Raw genomic sequence first — 17,078 nt, forward strand, 5'->3', positions numbered from 1 at the left:
CATGCTATCAAAACTCAAGAAAATTTTAGACACCTGATGAATTTATTGAGCAATAGTCAATACTGTACATACAAGTAGAAAAGGAATGAGTAACAATAAAGAATTTGCTGTTAAAAACCTCTATTTTGTCAAACAACGTTTAGGATGGATAAATAATGCTAATGAGGAACTGCAATCTTGAAATCTATGAAGCAAAATTAAAAGTAAAAAATAGCCCATTGACTTAAATAGAGTGGTATGGCTATGAATTTCCAAAGTGAAGATGACGCTTGCATTTGAATCTTTGAAACCTTCTTATGGAAGGGATGAACAAGGAAATCTTCCAAAAAAGAAAGGGTCTAAGAGTCATCGGTCTAGTTTGAATGTATAAATCTGGAGCTCATCTCAGCTCGCATAATGAGGTGAGACGAAGAGCATTTCCAGATAAATTTATGCATTCAAATCTGTAGTGGATTTGGAGCCGCGATTGTAAATAATGAGTCCATTTAAGAAGTTACGAAGTAACTGGTCACCGCAAGGTTTGAAATTAGGGTGATCGTCTTTACGAAATATCGCACTCAGTTCAGTTTTAGTCGCCCTGAAATCCACTAGAGCTAATACTTCAATAATGTCGTTGTCAGTGAATTTTAAAGCCACTCGAAGCTTTTTCATGATATCATTGTTGCTCATGGTATAAATTTACGTTTAATAGAAATTTCCCTTTGTTTATTTTCTCTTTCGTTCGGGTTCCAATCCAAAGCGTTGTTGATGCGGAATATTGATGTCAAAGATAATGAAAAGTATACAGGCATGGATAGGAAAACGTTAAAAAATTGACAATACTTGCATCAGTAGGGCATAAAAGTAGAAGAAAAGAATTAACCGTTGATAAAACCAATAGCCGTTCTGACAATATTTCATTCTTGAAAAAACAGAGGGGAGAGCCGCTGAATTATAAAACGAATACGACAATATTAGAGGAGTCAAACGATTATATTGTGGCTAAAGTCATCAATAATTTGAAGGAGTGACCAAGACCGATCTTGTGACTTTCGTCAATGATGGTGAAACTCGGAAAGTAACCCAATCAATCAACTCTTATAGGTAATAAGGATTTATTCCTATATCATCTTATTGGACAGTGGAAGAGGATTATGATTCTTGGGTTAACAGATAAATTTGAGAAGATTCCTCAAAAAGTTACAGACTCGATAGATGTGCTCCTAACTTTATTTGATGAATTTGACTAGGGGAAAAAATATAAAATTTGCTAGGGGATGAATAGCAAACCCGAATAAAAAGATGTAAATAATTTTGAAAGTCGGTACAGCATAACGAATTGAGTAATTAGACTAATATTTAATCGTTTTAAAATTAAAAGGTAGGTATTACTTTTGGTTAAGTAATTTTCACTCATACATGAAAGATCAAATTGTAAGCTGCTGCCCTTATTGGGGAATGAAACATTTAACTTATCCTGAATTTGCAAAATTAGCGCATAGTCAGGGTTTTCAGGGTGTAGAAGTTGCAATTGATCCTCTTCTACAAAACGTGTGCGAGGTGAAGAAATATTTTGATGATTATGATTTAAAACTGATCGTACAGCTCCCTTATGCAGCTGGTCTTACTGCAGAAATAATGAGAGGTCAATTTTTAAGGATGATTGAAGAGTGTCTGCAATATGATCTTTTTTGGCTGAATTGCCATACGGGAAGAGACTATTTTACTTTTGATGAGAATCTCTTATTCTTAACTGAAAGTCAGAATCTGATTCGGGGATCTTCAACTTGTTTGAGCCATGAAATCCATCGCGGAAGATTTAGTTATGATCCGATGAGGATTTTGGCCTATTTGCAAGAAAGTCCGGATTCGATGTTGACAGCAGATTTTTCTCATTGGTGCGTCGTAACAGAATCTATGCTTGAAAATCATCAGGAAGTAATGAAGAGGGTATATGGGCGCTGTTCGCATATACATGCACGGATAGGTCATGAACAAGGGGCCCAATTAGTGGATCCATTTCATATGAAAAATGAAGCATATCTAACGACTTTCCAAAGTTGGTGGCAAGAAATCATCCGGGTAGGTGACAACTCAGATTCAACAAAAATACTGCCCATAACATGCGAATTTGGCCCAAAACCCTATCTTTTGGAACCATATGATATTGATGTAACGGCTGAGCAATGGAAGCAAAATGGTATGATGAAAGATTTTATTTTAAAAAATTTTGGCTAAAGAGATAAATAGGAAGTAACTAAAATATTTGAAGACAAATGATGAAGAAAGAAAAGCAAAATTTAAGTGCTACGGAAGTACAGTTTTACGAAAAAAATGGATATCTATTGCCAGCGCAACCTTTGTTTAGCAATGAAAAGTTTAATAATTTATTCCATATTTTTGAAGAGCACCTACAGAACAAGGGTAATCTGAAACCGGATGAATTGGATGTGCCTCATCAAAAGGATGAGCGTCTGTTTTCTTTTTTGATGGCTGATGAAGTCTTGGATATTATCGAACCCCTCATCGGCCCTAATATCGGTTTGTGGAGTAGCCATTTCATCTGTAAAGAGGCTTTTTCAGGAACTCGGACCCCATGGCATGAGGATAGCGCTTATTGGGAAGGTAGATTTGACAGATTTGATGGTATCGTTACCTTATGGTTGGCTATCGATCCATCATTTCAGGACAATGGTTGTATGGGTGTATTACCTGGGACACATCTGGGCACAGGGAAAATCTATGAAAAGATGAATACTGATCATAAAATATTCAATCTTGAAATTAAAGATGCCGCGCATTTGCCGGAAGATCAGGTGGTTTGGTTCGAACTGAAACAGGGGATGTATTCGTTACATGATTCACGAATCGTACATGGTGCAAATGCCAATGGAAGTGCTTTTAGAAGGACTGGTTATACCATGCGGTATTTTAATACTGACCTGGTGTTAAATCGTGAACACCCCCATAATGAACAACATAAAATCTATCACTGTCGTGGTGAAAATAGAGGTAATAATCCTTTGATTTATCGTTAGATAAATCAGTATACTAAGGTATTGAAGTATGGAAATAAAAAACTTTTCTTTTAGTGATTTTATACAGTCAGGTGAATGTTTTCATCTTGCTCGTACGACTGTTTACAATAAGCAGGATATTTCGTTGCATAATCACGATTATGCTGAAATATTTTGGGTAGAAGAGGGAAGTGGGTATCACCTGATAAACGGTCAGAAAATCGAGCTAGTACCCGGACACCTATTACTGATAAGACCCTCAGATACGCATGCGTTTTTAGCTGGAAAAAATGGTTTGACCATTATGAATTTTGCCTTTGCAGTAGAAACATTGCAGTTTTTTAAAACGCGGTATTTTAATGATTCTAATGCATACTTTTGGACGCTGGATCAGCAACCATTTTCCATATTATTGGAGATGGAAACGATAAAAAAAATAACCAAAAGAGCTGAGCATTATGGTATGTCCTGTCGATCAAATTTGTACGGAGATAGCTTATTATTAAGTATACTTAGATTTATAAAAATTCATGAACAAAGCTATTTTGATGCAAATCATATTCCGGGCTGGCTGTCGCATGCTGTGCAACATTATACTGGACCGGCTTATTTTAAAATGGGGATACAGGGATTTGTCGATCTTTGTCAGAGAAATGCAGACCATGTCAATAGAAGTGTCCGTAAATGTTACGGTGTGACGTTGACGGAGTTGGTCAACAAGGCTAGAATGAATTATGCAGCGGTTCAGCTCTCCTTAACTAATGTGCCCATTAAAATTATAGCACAAAATTGTGGCATCAATACCTTAAGCCATTTTTACAATCAGTTCAATCATTTTCATCATCAATCCCCATCTGCCTATCGAAAAAACACACAATTGATTGTGTAAACTTTTCTATAATTAAACCAAAAATAATAAACCTTTATTCCAAATTATGAAAAATGCAAAAGTTTCATCACTTGTTGCTATGGCACTTGTCATGTGTAACATTCCGCTTTATGCTCAGCAAAAACAGCTGATAAAAGGCAAAATTTCTAATGTTCAGGGGAAGGGAATTCCCCTTGTAAATTTAAAAATCAAGGGACAGCAACAGGGAACTTCAACCAACAATGAGGGAGAATTTCAACTTTATGGCTCTTCAAGTGATACTTTATTAGTGAGTTGTGTGGGGTACCAGTCTCTCGAGTATGTGTATATGGGTCAGGCATCTGTTCAATTTCAACTTAAAGAAAGCGCTCAAGATCTAAACGAAGTGGTTGTGGTTGGCTATGGCTCTATCCGTAAAAAAGACCTGACTGGTTCTGTCGCTAGTATTAAAGGGGAGGACTTAGCCGCAATGCCAGTTTCTAATCCGCTTGTGGCTCTCGGCGCTCGAGTACCTGGCCTTAATATCAGCAATAATTCTGGTCGTCCGGGTGGTGGTGTCTCTGCAACTATTCGAGGCATAAATTCTATTAATGCCTCTAGTGCGCCGCTGTTTGTGGTGGATGGGGTGATCGGTGCGGATTTCCAGTCGATCAATCCTAATGATATCGAATCTATTGAGGTTCTGAAAGATGCTTCTTCAACGGCAATCTATGGTTCTCAGGCTTCAAATGGTGTTATTATTGTCAGCACTAAAGCTCCCAAAGTGGGCGAGTATGTTATTGCTGCACAGGTTAATCTAGGGTTGAACCAGTTTGCCCGACCCCTAGATATGCTAAATGCAAACCAGTATATGGATTACATGAAAAGATCTTGGGAATATGACCCTAAAAGAGGGACTTTTCCTACAGATCAATTAAACAAATTGTATCCTGATTTATTTGGCACAGACAATAAACCCTTATATGATATGGATTGGCAAAAAGAAGCTAGTCGTAATGCAACTCCTATTTCTTATCATTTTACGATCTCGGGAGGTACTGAAAAAGCAAAACAGGTCTTGAGTGTTGGAGTCATCAATGATGAAGGTCTACTTCGGGAAACATATTATAAAAAACGGACGGTAAGGTATACTACGGACATTAAATTGAGGGAATGGTTAGATATTGGGGCCAACCTTTCTTATCAATTTAATCGTAAAAATCAGGTCGATGATTATGCTGTGGGATCTATGAATGCGACACGGCTACTAGGAGGTATGATTCCGATATTGCCGGTTGCGTATCCGGATGGATCGACGAGTACGATGCAGGATTTTGGATTCGGTTATAATTATGATAGTAACGGTGATTTTCTGGGTTTTTATAAAACTGGAATTTACACAGCCAATAATCCGGTCAAGCTGCTGCAGGATCTGAAGTATTATCGTACGGAACATCAGTTTTTAGGTAATGTCAATATGCGGGTCAAATTGATGGAGGGCTTGGAGTTTAAATCTACGTTTGGAGCGCAGTTTTTTGATGCCAACAATCAATTCTATGCGTCTAAATATTTGTTGGATCTAGGTGTGGATGTCAGTGGTCGGGCTGCTATCGATTATGGAAAGACGCTCTACTGGCAATCTGAAAATTTCTTGAATTACAATAGGGTTTTCGGCGCAAACCGTATCAATGCTGTCTTGGGTACAAGCTGGACGAGCAGTACGGGTGATGGATTTGGTGCTGGATCTACGGGTTTTTCGGTTGATTATTTCCAATATAACAACCTCGCAGCTGGGGCCGTCCCAGGTACTCCTACTTCGTACTATAGAAAAGAATTGTTGAATTCTTATTACGCTCGTTTCAATTATAGTTACGACGATAGATATTTGTTGACTCTGACGGGTAGGTCCGATGGTTCTTCAAAATTTGGCAGTGGCAATAAATATGCCTTTTTCCCTTCTGTAGCATTGGGATGGAACGTTTCGGAAGAGTCTTTTTTGAAATCTAATGAGCTGTTAAACCAGCTTAAAGTACGCAGTAGCTATGGAATAACGGGTAATTCTAGTATTTCACCGTATATGTCATTGGGGACGTTAAATAATAATACTTTGGTGTACCTAGACGGTAAAAGGTATGTAGGGACGACTATGGGCAATATTGCTAATCCTGATCTTAAGTGGGAGCGTACTGCACAAATCAATGCAGGAGTGGATATGGGTTTTCTGAATAATAGATTTACTCTGGTTGCTGATATCTATCATAAAAAAACGACCGATCTATTGCTTGATAACCCGACTTCTTTTGTTTCAGGTTATAATAGTGTAACCCAAAATATTGGCAGTGTGCAAAATAAGGGAATAGAGGTGGCATTGAATGGTAAAGTAATTCAGACTAATGATTTTTCGGCAGACTTGGGGTTGGCTATTGCTGCTAACCGAAACAAAATCTTGGGTCTTGGGGATAATAATGCTGATATTTTGCCTGGGCGTGTTCCAGGGGGCTTAGTTTATAATGTATTGCGTGTTGGGGGACAGGTCGGGGATATTATTGGTTATGAGCGACTGGGGACCTGGGGTACGGAGGAGGCTACTGAAGCAGCCAAGTACAATAGAAGGCCAGGTGATATCAAAAGGGATGATGTCAATAAAGACTATGTATATGATGATCAGGATGTAAAGATTCTGGGTAATTTATTTCCTAAGTATGAGCTTTTTATCAACCTGGGAGTTCGGTATAAACAATTTGATCTGAGTGCAACCATTCAGGTGAGAAAGGGTAATAAAGTTGTCAATGCTTCTAGTTTTGAATTGGAAGATCGCCAATATTATCTTAACAGTTATGCTAGTTTATTGGATGATGCCTGGACACCTTCACATCAAAACACTATGGTGCCTGCTATCCGCACGCAACAGGATGCGCTGTATAGTGATTATCCATCGGGCTATGTCGATAGTCATTTTGTTGAAGATGGGTCCTTTATTCGTGGACGTAATCTGAATATTAGTTATTCTTTTCCTCGCGCGGTATTAGATAGATGGAAAATAAAGGGACTTAAAATTTCAGCTAATACCCAGAATTTTTTCTTGAGTACGAAATATCGCGGATATGATCCGGAGCTGTCTTCGGTGTCGGCAGGCAATACGTTTACGCAAGGTGTTGATTATTTTAGTTACCCGAATGCGCGTACTTATGCTCTGGGATTAAACCTTACATTTTAAATCTTAAAATCATGAAAAGATCATTATATACATTGTTAGTAATTAGTACATTGACCGTTCATTTAAACTCATGTACTTCTCAGTTGGAAGAGGATGCTAGGTCTTCTATTCCGGTCAAAAATTTCTTTACAAATGAGGAAGAATGTAACTCTGCGGTAATTGGTATTTATAATTATATAAAAGCTCCTTATAATAAATATGGTTATGACGAAATGCCCTATGCTATGCTTGAGCTCCCTACTGGGATGTTCGATAATAAAGCACAATGGCAATTTGCATCAGACTATGTCAATCTGAAATTTGATGCAACAAGTCCCGATTTTTCAATTTGGTGGGAAAGCTGCTATAAGGGAATTGAGGCTGCCAATAGCTGTCTTCGTTATATACCTGCAGTCAATATGTCGGAGAATAAAAAGAATGAACTGCTGGCGGAGGCGAGTTTTTTGCGCGCTTATTTCTATTTCCAGTTGGTCCATATTTTTGGTGATGTGCCTTTAAAAATGGTTCCTACGGCAAACCCAGGTGATGCACTGATCGGTAAAAGCCCGGTACGGGATATTTTTGAAAAAGCTATTATTCCGGATCTGAAATTTGCTGAAGAGCAACCTTTGGCGGCGACGACACAGGGTAATGGTCGCGTCTCCGTGATGGCAGTGAAAACTCTTTTGGCAAAGACTTATTTGAGTATGGCGGGATTGCTGAATGATAATAGTTTTTATGGTCTTGCTAAGACCAAGGCATTGGAAGTGATACAGTCAAATAAACATAAACTATTTGAATCGGATCAAGAACTGACCTGGTTCAATAAATTAAATAATCCCACTTTTGACAATAAAGAGGAACATATTTTTATGGCCAACTATGCAATCAATAATGCCAATAGCAGTCTACCTGTTTATTTTTTACCTAAAGAAGTTAAATTGGTGAATGCGTTGCAATTTGGTGGTTTTTCACCTAGTTCGTTCTTTTTGGATGCATATGATGCGGCAGATCTTAGGGGAAGACATAATCAGGGATTTTTTATGAATACACTTCAAATAGGAGATGAAAAACACGAATTTCCCTGGGCAATTTATAAATTTATGGATCCTGGAATCTTAACTACTGCTCCCAATTCGGCGAAGAATTTTCCTTTATTGCGGTATGCGGATCTGTTAATGGTATATAGTGAAGCTCAAAATGAAGCTGACGGAAGTCCTGATAAGTCGGCCATTGATGCGGTCAATCAGATTAGAAATCGCTCGGGTTTGCCGGACATCTCAAAATTATCGCAGGCCGAATTTCGAGAGGAGGTACAGAAACAGCGCTATTTTGAATTATGTGCCGAGGGTAAAATCTGGTTTGATATGGTGCGAACGAAAAAAATATTCGATACAAAAACAAATAAAATGGTCGATTTAATCGGCTTTAAACTTCCTAGTGGCGCAATTTTTAAAGAAGAGAATCTTAAATTCCCAATTCCGAGCCGAGAAGTTCAGATTAATCCATTATTAAAATAATACATATGATACAGACAAAACAATTTATGAAGTCATTGCTACTTATGATAAGCCTATGCTTTACAATAGTCATGGCTCAGGCAGGAAGCTCAAAACAGGATGAGAATGAAATGTATGCCGAAAGGGTGAAAACGGCATTTATTAAAGGTTGGGGTGCATATATGGACTATGCTAAAGGGCAGGATGCTGTAAATCCTTTGGCAAAGAAGGGCCATAACTGGTATAGCCATTCTTTATTGATGACACCAGTTGATGCGCTCAGCACCATGCACATCATGGGCTTGAAAAAAGAGATGGAGGAGGCTAAAGAACTGATTTTTTCTCAATTGAATTTTGATATTGATATGGAAATTCAACAATTTGAAATTGCCATCAGGATTATGGGAGGATTACTGTCGGCTTACCAATTGGATGGAGATCCCAGGTTTTTAAAATTGGCAGAGGATTTAGGAAAACGTATGTTACCGGTCTTTGAATCTAAAACAGGTATGCCCTATAGATTGGTTAACTTAAAAACAGGTGCCGTTGCTGGAGAAATTACAAACCCATGTGAAATTGGATCCATGTTATTGGAATATGGTATGCTGAGCAAATTGACAGGAAACCCCATTTATTATGAAAAATGTAAACGTGGTGTGGTCGCAACTTTTGATCGCCGTTCTAAAATAGGTTTGGTTGGTACAGAAATCAATATCAATACTGGAGAATGGGTAAATAAAAGTGCACATATCAGTGGGCGTATTGATGCGTACTACGAATATTTGTTAAAAGGTTGGTTATTATTTGGTGACAAAGATCTTAAGAAGATGTGGGATATTCACAAAAAAGCAATAGCCAATTACCTAGCAGATGATGTGAGTACTGGATTTTGGTATGGATATGCAGATATGGATACGGGTGTCCGTACAGCTACACGTTTTGGAGCATTAGATTGCTTTTATGGAGCTGTCCTTTGTTTGGATCGTGATTTTAAATCAGCGAAAAAACTGCAACAGAGCATCTATAAAATGTGGACGTTAAAAGGTCTTGAGCCTGAAATGATAGATTACAGTACGATGAATATAATTGATAGTTACTACATGATCAGACCGGAAGCTATCGAATCTACTTATTATTTATGGCACTATACAAAAGACCCAAAATATTACGAGCAAGGGAAGCATATGTTTGAATCGATCGAGAAATACTGTCAGGTGGATAATGGGTATGTACAGATTAAAAATGTGGAAACCATGGAGAAATGGGATACGTTAGAGAGTTTCTTTTTTGCTGAAACGATGAAATACTGCTATTTGTTTTTTGCACCCAAAGAAGCTTTTAACTTAGACAAATGTGTTTTAAATACCGAAGCTCATCCATTCTTTAAAACATGGAAATAAATCAAGTAGATAGTATATTGTTTGATCTGGACGGCACGCTATGGAATGCCGCTGTTTTATATGCAAAGGCTTGGACCGTAGCATTACAACAACATGGTATTGACACGATTATTGATGAGGAAGACATTGCTGGCTTAATAGGTTTGGAGCAAAGTTTTGTGATCCGCTCTTTAATTCCTGCTTTCTATCTGAATAAAGCGAGTATAATTGTGGCTGCTGTTGAAGTTGAAACGGAGCGATTGATCCAAACAGAGGGAGCTCCTCTGTACAAGCGTGTCAAAGAAGGATTGGAGGAATTACACCAACGGTATCCTCTTTTTATTGTCAGTAATTGTGATAAAAATGTGGTCAAATTATTTTTAAAATATCATGGTTTGGAATTGTTGTTTGTAGATCATAGGACTCATGGTGAAAATCATAAATCTAAATTTGAAAATATAGAAGACCTTATCGTAAAATATAACCTTAAAAAATCGGTGTATGTGGGAGATACGTTATCTGATCAAAAGCAGAGTGAATTAGCTAAAATACCTTTTGTACATGTTAATTATGGTTTTGGGAGATTAGAAAATTATATGCCGAGTTTTAGTGATTTTGAAAGGTTGACGGCTTACTTTTTACAAGAATGCTATCAGTCATCAAAATAATTAATTTGAAGGCGGGATGTTTCCTTCGTAAAATAAATTGCTCCACTACATTAGTGGGGCAATTTATTGATTGAACATTATTATGTATAAGCAAAATATTGAAAATAATAAGATGCACAAAGTATACGTTTCATTCAACCTAATGAATGTCGAATAATAGAAAATTGTCTATTTTAGGCATTCCCAATTTTTAAATAACGCATTGAATTCAGCACATCTAAAACTATGCTAATTTCTAAATATTAAATAAATAAGCACAACAGCTGGGAAGAGGAATAAGCCCATTATTACAGAACTAATCGGTTTTGCAAAATTCAGTGTGAATCCATGCATACTAGATAGTTGTTTAGGAACCAAAAGACGAGGGTCTGAAGGGTTATAATAGAATATACCGAACTTATAATTTTTTAGATTATTCATTGATCGTAATTTTAGTGGTTTATAATAATGTGCAGTAAGTCTTCAAGGTAAAGGTGTTCTGCTGTCTTTAGTTAGAATCCATGTTTGGATTCTAACTAAAGTTAATAACTTACAATGAAAATTTCAAATTTTTGATGCTATTTCTCACAATATATTTATCACTTGACCAAATTATTGGGGGTTTTCTTTAAAAGTTTTAATAATGATACTATTCATGTTTATGACTTGGCAAAGGATAAAGTTCTGTTAATTGATTTTTGGGCGAGTTGGTGTATTCCGTGCAGAAAAGAACACCCGCAGTTGCTAGCTTTGAGAGGAAAATATAAAGATAAGGTTCAAACACTAACCATATCCATTGATAAGAATTTGGTAAAATGGGAAAATGCTATTTCTGATGATAAAATAGATGTATGTGAGCACTAATCCTATAAATCGGGTGTTCTACAAAGTATCAGAAGGGAGCTTTTGATCTTTGCGGTAACTTTAAGGTTATTGGTAAATAGAAATGGAGAAATTCTGGGCAGATGGGAAGGAGCCGATGAGTTATTTTTAAAGGAAATAGAACAGAAAATTAAAGAGTTTTCACTTCCCCTTTGAAGCACTTAATAAGGTGAAGCCCTGGATAAAGAGAAAAACAAATACGAATGAAAAGTCGAATAAGCTCTTTACTTTCATGCACTTTTTCAGGCTTAGTAATAATCGAATGGTAATTTAATTTTTGACAAACTGCTGAGCTTTGTTGTTTTATTTGTAATGTTCGTAAAATTTGTTGTTAAATAATTCAGTTGGATCATATTTTAGTTTTAGTTGAAAAAATATGTCTGCGTTTGGATACGATTTTCTCATTTTGACCCTGTCAATATGTAAGCGATAAGGTAAATAAAAAGTTCCTTCGTTTTTTAATGCATTATCGACAAGTAGGTTTGTCAATTTTTTCATTTCTGTCTCTTGGGTATCTGTTTTCTTTTGATTGAATAAGATGACAAAACCAAAGACATTTTCTCTTGCATAATTTAAATAACTGTCATTGTCTTTTTGAACGCCGCGAATAGTTATGTTCAGTAAATCTATCTTTGAGTTCTTGAGAACAGGTTTTATATCCGCAATGAATTGATTAAAATTCCTTTCAGGAATAAAATATTCTTGAAGTAAGTCAGTCGAAGAAGTGTCTTTATTTTCAATTAGTGAAACGTGGTTGTTTAAAAGTTCATTTCTTGAATAAATTTCGTTTTTAAAAACTTTACTCACTCCAGTTTCCAAATCCCAACGAAGTCGTTTTCCATATTCGTTGTTTACACTGCCTCTAAACACTAATCTTTGCATTTCAGTGTTTTTTTGGTTTGTAAGGTAGGTATTGTCCCGTTAACCTTCTCAAAAAAGTTTAATGTTGCTTCTTCTAAAAAATGCTTGTCTGAAATTCGTAGTCGGCCAAAAACTAGATTTACATTTGGATTCTGTGAAATGTACTTTTTGTAATGGTTTACATAATTGTCAGGATTTAATCGAATATATTTATATTGTAATGCTTCGTTTTCTACAACTTTTAACTTTACGTCTAAAATAACTCCAAATAAACCATAACCTCCAATTACCAATTTGAAAAGTTCATGATTCTCTTGTCTGCTACAATTGACAACTTCTCCGTTTGCTTTCATTAAAGTAAATGAAACTACAGTTGCAGCGATTGGTGGTAAGTTTTTTTGCCAACCGTGCCCATTTACACTAATTGATCCACCAATCGAAAACGAACTGAATGCTTGCATTATGGCAATAGATTTACCGTACTTCTCTAAATAATTTAAGGCGTCTTCCCACAATGCACCTGAGCCAATAGTCAAAATATTATTAGTTGTGTCAAGTTCCATTTGATTGTAAGGAAGCATATTTAGTAATATTCCATTTGGATAAATGGTGTGTCCTCCCATACTATGTTTTGCACCCGCAATTGAAATTTTTAAATTATTTTCTTTTGCATATTTTAAGACATATTTTAGTTGAATTTCAATTTCTTTTTTGTCGGTAGGAACTTGAATGATTGTATCAACTTTTGTTAGGTTCAGCTGACTAGCATCATCTGTAAAACCTTTGGGAATATCAATGATTAAATTCTTTTCATTCCATTTTATTTTTAAGATATGAAAAGTTGGAATAGACAAAAATATGATTATTGTCAAAAGTCCAATTATCCAAAAATGTTTTTTCTTCATTTGTTTGTTAGTTCTAAAATAGCAGAAAACGATTTAGGGATTAGCTAGATGGAAAAGAATAGAAGTGAAAAAAATCCATTAAGGCGCAACGTAGCAAAAATGAATTGTTACTCTAATATATGAAAAAAAAATTGAAAAGTTGTTTTCCGCTCCATGTAAAAAGGAGAGGGGAGTCTCACTTGTTTTTAGTAATCTGAGTATTATCTGTTACTTATTGATAGTCCGCAATGCCTTTTTGATAATGTATTTTGTTTCTTTTGTTTCGCTTTCTTTTTCCCAACGTTCACAAAGTTCTTTTACAAAATCGGGACAGGTTTTACTGACATCATTGAGCCAATTGCCAATGCTGTCCATAACGTATTTTGATTTGTCGGATTTTAATGGTTCTAAAATTGATAAGGCCAATTCGGGATTTTGTTTTAGTTCGTCGATATGTTCGCACCAAACGCCACGAGGTCTTGTTGCTTCAGTGGTAAATCTTCTTATATTTTCATCTTGGATTGAGGTCCATTCTGAAAGTATTTCAATGCTTTGGATAAGGTTTTGAGATATTTTCTTCCTTACAGCCAACCAACTGATTTCTCTTACTCCAAAATGCTTATCAGCTGAAAATGGTTGAATTTGTTCAAGTATTTCTATAATGTTCAGTTCTTCGTTTTTTTCAATAGTATATGCAGCCCAACAGCGGACTAAATCAGCTTTATGTTTAGACACTACCGTTAAAAAATCGCTATCATTATTTTTTATTGCTTGCTCAAAAAGACCTGTTCCGATAGCTTCATTTATCGTATTTACGGTTTGCTTTTTCAGTTGGTCAATTATAGATAGCATGGGTTTTAAATAATCCGTTCTTTGATGTTCTACAAGTAAGTTTTCCAATAAAAACCGTTGATCAACGGCCAACCATTCTACGAGATTGGCTGTTTCAATTTCCCCACGATTAAGCTGTGCTAAAATATTTTTCGGAATATCCTTTGTGCTTCTTGCTCCTTTTCTTTCAGTCATAATTGTTCAATCAATTCTTGGATATTTATCCTGTTCATATAATTTGTATCAACAAATTTGTATGTAATGTTCCCGTTTGTATCTATTACGAAAATGGCAGGGGTAGGCAATTCGTTATTGTCATTCTTGTTGTATTCGGATAGTTCTATTCCTAAACTACCATAGACTGGAATTACATAATCCTGAAGTCCGAATGAGATACCAATCTGTTTAGCTAATTTATTGTTTTTATCCGTCAGTAAGTGAAAATCTAAGTGATGATTACTTCTTAATTCGTCGCTGTAATCTGGCGTTTGCGGTGAGATTGCTATAAGCGTTGTTCTTCTGTTAGTAATTTGCTTTAGATTATCTTGCAATGCTTTCAGTTCGAGATTGCAATATGGACACCAACTACCTCGAAAAAAAGCTACAATTACTTTTCCGTTTTTTAAAAGCTCTTTTAATGCTACAATTTCATTGTTTGTATTTGGTAAGCTAAAATCAGGAAATGTATCGCCTGTATCGATGCTATCTTCTTCGATGTTTCGGGCTTTCAAATCCTGAATAGATTTACCGAATACCTCTAAAATTTTTGTTGGAAGTTGTTTTGCCAAATTTTCATTTAATTCCTCAATTTGTTGTTTTAAATTTTTCATATATTGTTTTATACTTTTGTAAAGTTTTGAAATTAAATTCAGAACCACAATACCGCATATAATTGTCCCTATGGGACAAAAAAGTCAATTTTATGAATACAAAAGAACGAGCGATAGAAGAAAAAATATGTCCATTGGAATTTGCCGTTAATGCTATTAGTGGGAAATGGAAAATCCCTATCGTATGGCGTATTAACGCGGGTGAAAAACGGCCTAGTGAAATGTTAAGAGGTATCGTAAAAGTAGATAGACGTGTTTTAAACCAACAATTAAATGAAATGGTTTCGGACGGAATTTTAACCAAACAATCTTTCAATGTATTACCTCCAAGAGTAGAATATTCTCTTACTCCCCTTGGTGAAAAATTGGTTGATGTCCTTTGGAAACTAAATGACTGGGGCAAAGTGTTATTAGAGCATTCTAACGAAGAATAATTGCTGTCGTCTGTAAAGTACTCATTTTATAATCTTCTCACTTTTTTCACTCGTACAGCTGAGATTCAGCAACTGAAATAGAAGTTGTATTTTGGTTGCGTTGTTAATAAAGTAAATATGCTAACTTTCAGATATTCTGGAAGATTTTTTTGAGTAAATTTAATCACGAATGAGAGTTGTTTTTTTATATTGTTATTTATTCTTTTGCCCAAGAGATTAATATTAATTCAAGTGTTATTCACAGAATGGATTATCAGATTGAAACTAACGACTCTAAAACTAGGGTTCTACCTATATGGAATTATTATTAGGAGAAAAGGTCTAACTCTCCAACTTCACTTTTGCGGAAATAGGATAATATTGTGATGCGTTAAGCTGCAATGATTGGGCTATTCTTTAATCTGTTTATGGTAATTCTGACTATTATTGCTATCATGAAAACCGTGCAAAAGAATTATAATGAACTATTCTTCTTCTATTATGTTAATAATAAAAATCCAATTATGAATACAACCATATTAGAGTGCACTAAGGTTCTTCACAATGAAATGAAGGAGTGGATGGAGCATTTACATCAGTCCCCAGAATTAGCCATGCAGGAGGCTGAAACGTCAAAGTTTATTGCCGAGAAAGTAAAATATTTTGGTTTTGATGTAGTGGAAGGTGTCGGGAAAACAGGCATCGTAGCATCCATGACAGTTGGGGATGGAGGGAAATCTATTGGATTGCGAGCTGATTTTGATGCACTTCCTATTCAGGAAGTAAATGATCTTCAGTATAAAAGTAAAGTGGAAGGTAAAGCACATCTTTGCGGGCATGACGGACATACAGCCATGTTGTTGGGTGCCGCAAAATATTTATCAGAAACTATGAATTTCAATGGGACTGTCCGACTCATTTTCCAGCCTGGCGAAGAAACAATGGAAGGGGGTCCTGCGATGATAAAGGATGGCTTGTTTGAAAGATTCCCTGTAGATGCAGTTTACGGAATGCACAATATGCCCGGATTGGAAATAGGCAAGTTTTATTTTTACGATGGTGAGATGATGGCTGCAGTAGATAATTGGGAAATTGAGATCATTGGTAAGGGAAGCCATGGTTCCATGCCAGAATTAGGAATAGATCCTATTGTGTGCGGATCGTCATTGGTAATGGTAATGGTAATGGCTTTGCAAACCATTGTGTCTAGAAATGTATCTCCTTGGCAAAATTCAGTGATTTCGGTTGGCGCTTTTATTTCAGGGAATGCGGGTAATGTTGTTCCACAAAATGCTATACTTCGATTAAGTATTCGGAATATGGATTCTAAGTTACGCGAAATGGTTTTAAATAAAGTTTGTTCCATTACGAAATCACAAGCCGAAGCATTTAACTGTCATTACGAAATAAGGGAGGGTATTCTAGGGGCGGTACTTGTTAATACTCCTGAAAATACGCAATGGGCTGCAAATGTAGCTCGTGACATTTTTGGAGAAGGAAAAGTTGTGTATCCAGGAAATCCTTATATGGGAAGTGAAGATTTTGCTTTTATGCTTCAGAAGAAACCAGGTAGCTATTGTATGCTTGGCAATGGTGATACATTTATGGTTCATCATCCGAATTATGTTTTTAATCAAGATATTTTACCTCTTGGTGCAGCTTATTGGGTAGGGCTGACAGAGGAATATTTAAAGTAGTTTAGAAAATTAAAAACCGCCAATATTTCCCTCCTTGAGGTAGGATTAGAAAAAAAAGTAATCTTATAAACCTTAGACAGTGACAGAATGAGCGCTTTTAAAAGATGCTATTTTAA

Annotated in this window: 16 protein-coding genes; 11 read left to right on the plus strand and 5 right to left on the minus strand. The window is 36.0% G+C overall.

Going from position 1 to position 17,078, the window contains the following annotated elements; genetic code table 11:
- Window positions 1-429: 429 nt before the first annotated feature.
- Window positions 430-651, minus strand: coding sequence for a DUF1456 family protein (locus KO02_RS08975; RefSeq protein ID WP_235212372.1), 222 nt, complete (start codon window positions 649-651; stop codon window positions 430-432).
- A 161-nt stretch (window positions 652-812) separates the two neighbouring features.
- On the opposite strand from KO02_RS08975, the gene KO02_RS23530 reads away from it, so the two are divergent.
- The 9 genes from KO02_RS23530 to KO02_RS09015 all read left to right on the plus strand — a co-directional run bounded on the left by KO02_RS23530 (window position 813) and on the right by KO02_RS09015 (window position 11,428).
- Window positions 813-1,010 carry a hypothetical protein gene (locus KO02_RS23530; RefSeq protein WP_144243283.1) on the plus strand — a complete coding sequence of 66 codons (198 nt, stop codon included), beginning with the start codon at window positions 813-815 and terminating at the stop codon, window positions 1,008-1,010.
- 388 nt (window positions 1,011-1,398) lie between these two features.
- Window positions 1,399-2,217 carry a sugar phosphate isomerase/epimerase family protein gene (locus tag KO02_RS08980; RefSeq protein ID WP_038697670.1) on the plus strand — a complete coding sequence of 273 codons (819 nt, stop codon included), beginning with the start codon at window positions 1,399-1,401 and terminating at the stop codon, window positions 2,215-2,217.
- 38 nt (window positions 2,218-2,255) lie between these two features.
- Window positions 2,256-3,017 (plus strand): phytanoyl-CoA dioxygenase family protein, encoded by a 762-nt coding sequence (locus KO02_RS08985; RefSeq protein ID WP_038697672.1) that lies wholly within the window; start codon window positions 2,256-2,258, stop codon window positions 3,015-3,017.
- A 28-nt stretch (window positions 3,018-3,045) separates the two neighbouring features.
- Entirely contained in the window at window positions 3,046-3,885 is an 840-nt protein-coding gene (locus KO02_RS08990; RefSeq protein WP_038697674.1) for a helix-turn-helix domain-containing protein, read from the plus strand.
- Between the two features lie 46 nt (window positions 3,886-3,931).
- Window positions 3,932-7,060: a SusC/RagA family TonB-linked outer membrane protein gene (locus KO02_RS08995; protein ID WP_038697676.1), complete on the plus strand. Its 3,129-nt coding sequence runs from the start codon at window positions 3,932-3,934 to the stop codon at window positions 7,058-7,060.
- An 11-nt stretch (window positions 7,061-7,071) separates the two neighbouring features.
- Complete coding sequence (locus tag KO02_RS09000) at window positions 7,072-8,559, plus strand: RagB/SusD family nutrient uptake outer membrane protein (RefSeq protein ID WP_051959832.1); 1,488 nt, start codon at window positions 7,072-7,074, stop codon at window positions 8,557-8,559.
- 5 nt (window positions 8,560-8,564) lie between these two features.
- Window positions 8,565-9,938, plus strand: a complete 1,374-nt coding sequence (locus KO02_RS09005; protein ID WP_144243284.1) for a glycoside hydrolase family 47 protein — start codon at window positions 8,565-8,567, stop codon at window positions 9,936-9,938.
- The gene (locus KO02_RS09010; protein ID WP_051959833.1) at window positions 9,929-10,585 is read left to right on the plus strand and encodes an HAD family hydrolase; all 657 of its coding nucleotides are present in this window, start codon (window positions 9,929-9,931) and stop codon (window positions 10,583-10,585) included. The genes KO02_RS09005 and KO02_RS09010 overlap by 10 nt, the downstream gene beginning before the upstream one ends.
- A 582-nt stretch (window positions 10,586-11,167) precedes the next feature.
- Window positions 11,168-11,428 carry a TlpA family protein disulfide reductase gene (locus tag KO02_RS09015; RefSeq protein WP_038697678.1) on the plus strand — a complete coding sequence of 87 codons (261 nt, stop codon included), beginning with the start codon at window positions 11,168-11,170 and terminating at the stop codon, window positions 11,426-11,428.
- Between the two features lie 321 nt (window positions 11,429-11,749).
- Here KO02_RS09015 and KO02_RS23955 read toward each other — a convergent pair whose 3' ends face one another.
- The 4 genes from KO02_RS23955 to KO02_RS09030 form a co-directional block, all read right to left on the minus strand.
- A complete protein-coding gene (locus KO02_RS23955) occupies window positions 11,750-12,328 on the minus strand; it encodes a helix-turn-helix domain-containing protein (RefSeq protein WP_200878623.1) in 579 nt (192 codons plus the stop codon).
- Window positions 12,316-13,212 carry an FAD-dependent oxidoreductase gene (locus KO02_RS23960; RefSeq protein WP_200878624.1) on the minus strand — a complete coding sequence of 299 codons (897 nt, stop codon included), beginning with the start codon at window positions 13,210-13,212 and terminating at the stop codon, window positions 12,316-12,318. The genes KO02_RS23955 and KO02_RS23960 overlap by 13 nt, the downstream gene beginning before the upstream one ends.
- Window positions 13,213-13,419: 207 nt before the next feature.
- Window positions 13,420-14,217 (minus strand): DNA alkylation repair protein, encoded by a 798-nt coding sequence (locus KO02_RS09025; RefSeq protein WP_038697680.1) that lies wholly within the window; start codon window positions 14,215-14,217, stop codon window positions 13,420-13,422.
- On the minus strand, window positions 14,214-14,852 hold the full coding sequence (locus tag KO02_RS09030) for a peroxiredoxin-like family protein (protein ID WP_038697682.1): 639 nt from the start codon (window positions 14,850-14,852) through the stop codon (window positions 14,214-14,216). Before KO02_RS09030 ends, KO02_RS09025 begins: the two co-directional genes overlap by 4 nt.
- 92 nt (window positions 14,853-14,944) lie before the next feature.
- Here KO02_RS09030 and KO02_RS09035 point away from each other — a divergent pair, with 92 nt between their 5' ends.
- Both KO02_RS09035 and KO02_RS09040 read left to right on the plus strand, forming a co-directional pair.
- Window positions 14,945-15,286: a winged helix-turn-helix transcriptional regulator gene (locus tag KO02_RS09035; RefSeq protein ID WP_038697684.1), complete on the plus strand. Its 342-nt coding sequence runs from the start codon at window positions 14,945-14,947 to the stop codon at window positions 15,284-15,286.
- 503 nt (window positions 15,287-15,789) lie between these two features.
- Entirely contained in the window at window positions 15,790-16,962 is a 1,173-nt protein-coding gene (locus KO02_RS09040; RefSeq protein ID WP_038702394.1) for a M20 aminoacylase family protein, read from the plus strand.
- The last annotated feature ends 116 nt before the right edge of the window (window positions 16,963-17,078 follow it).

This window comes from Sphingobacterium sp. ML3W (assembly GCF_000747525.1).
Classification (GTDB): domain Bacteria; phylum Bacteroidota; class Bacteroidia; order Sphingobacteriales; family Sphingobacteriaceae; genus Sphingobacterium.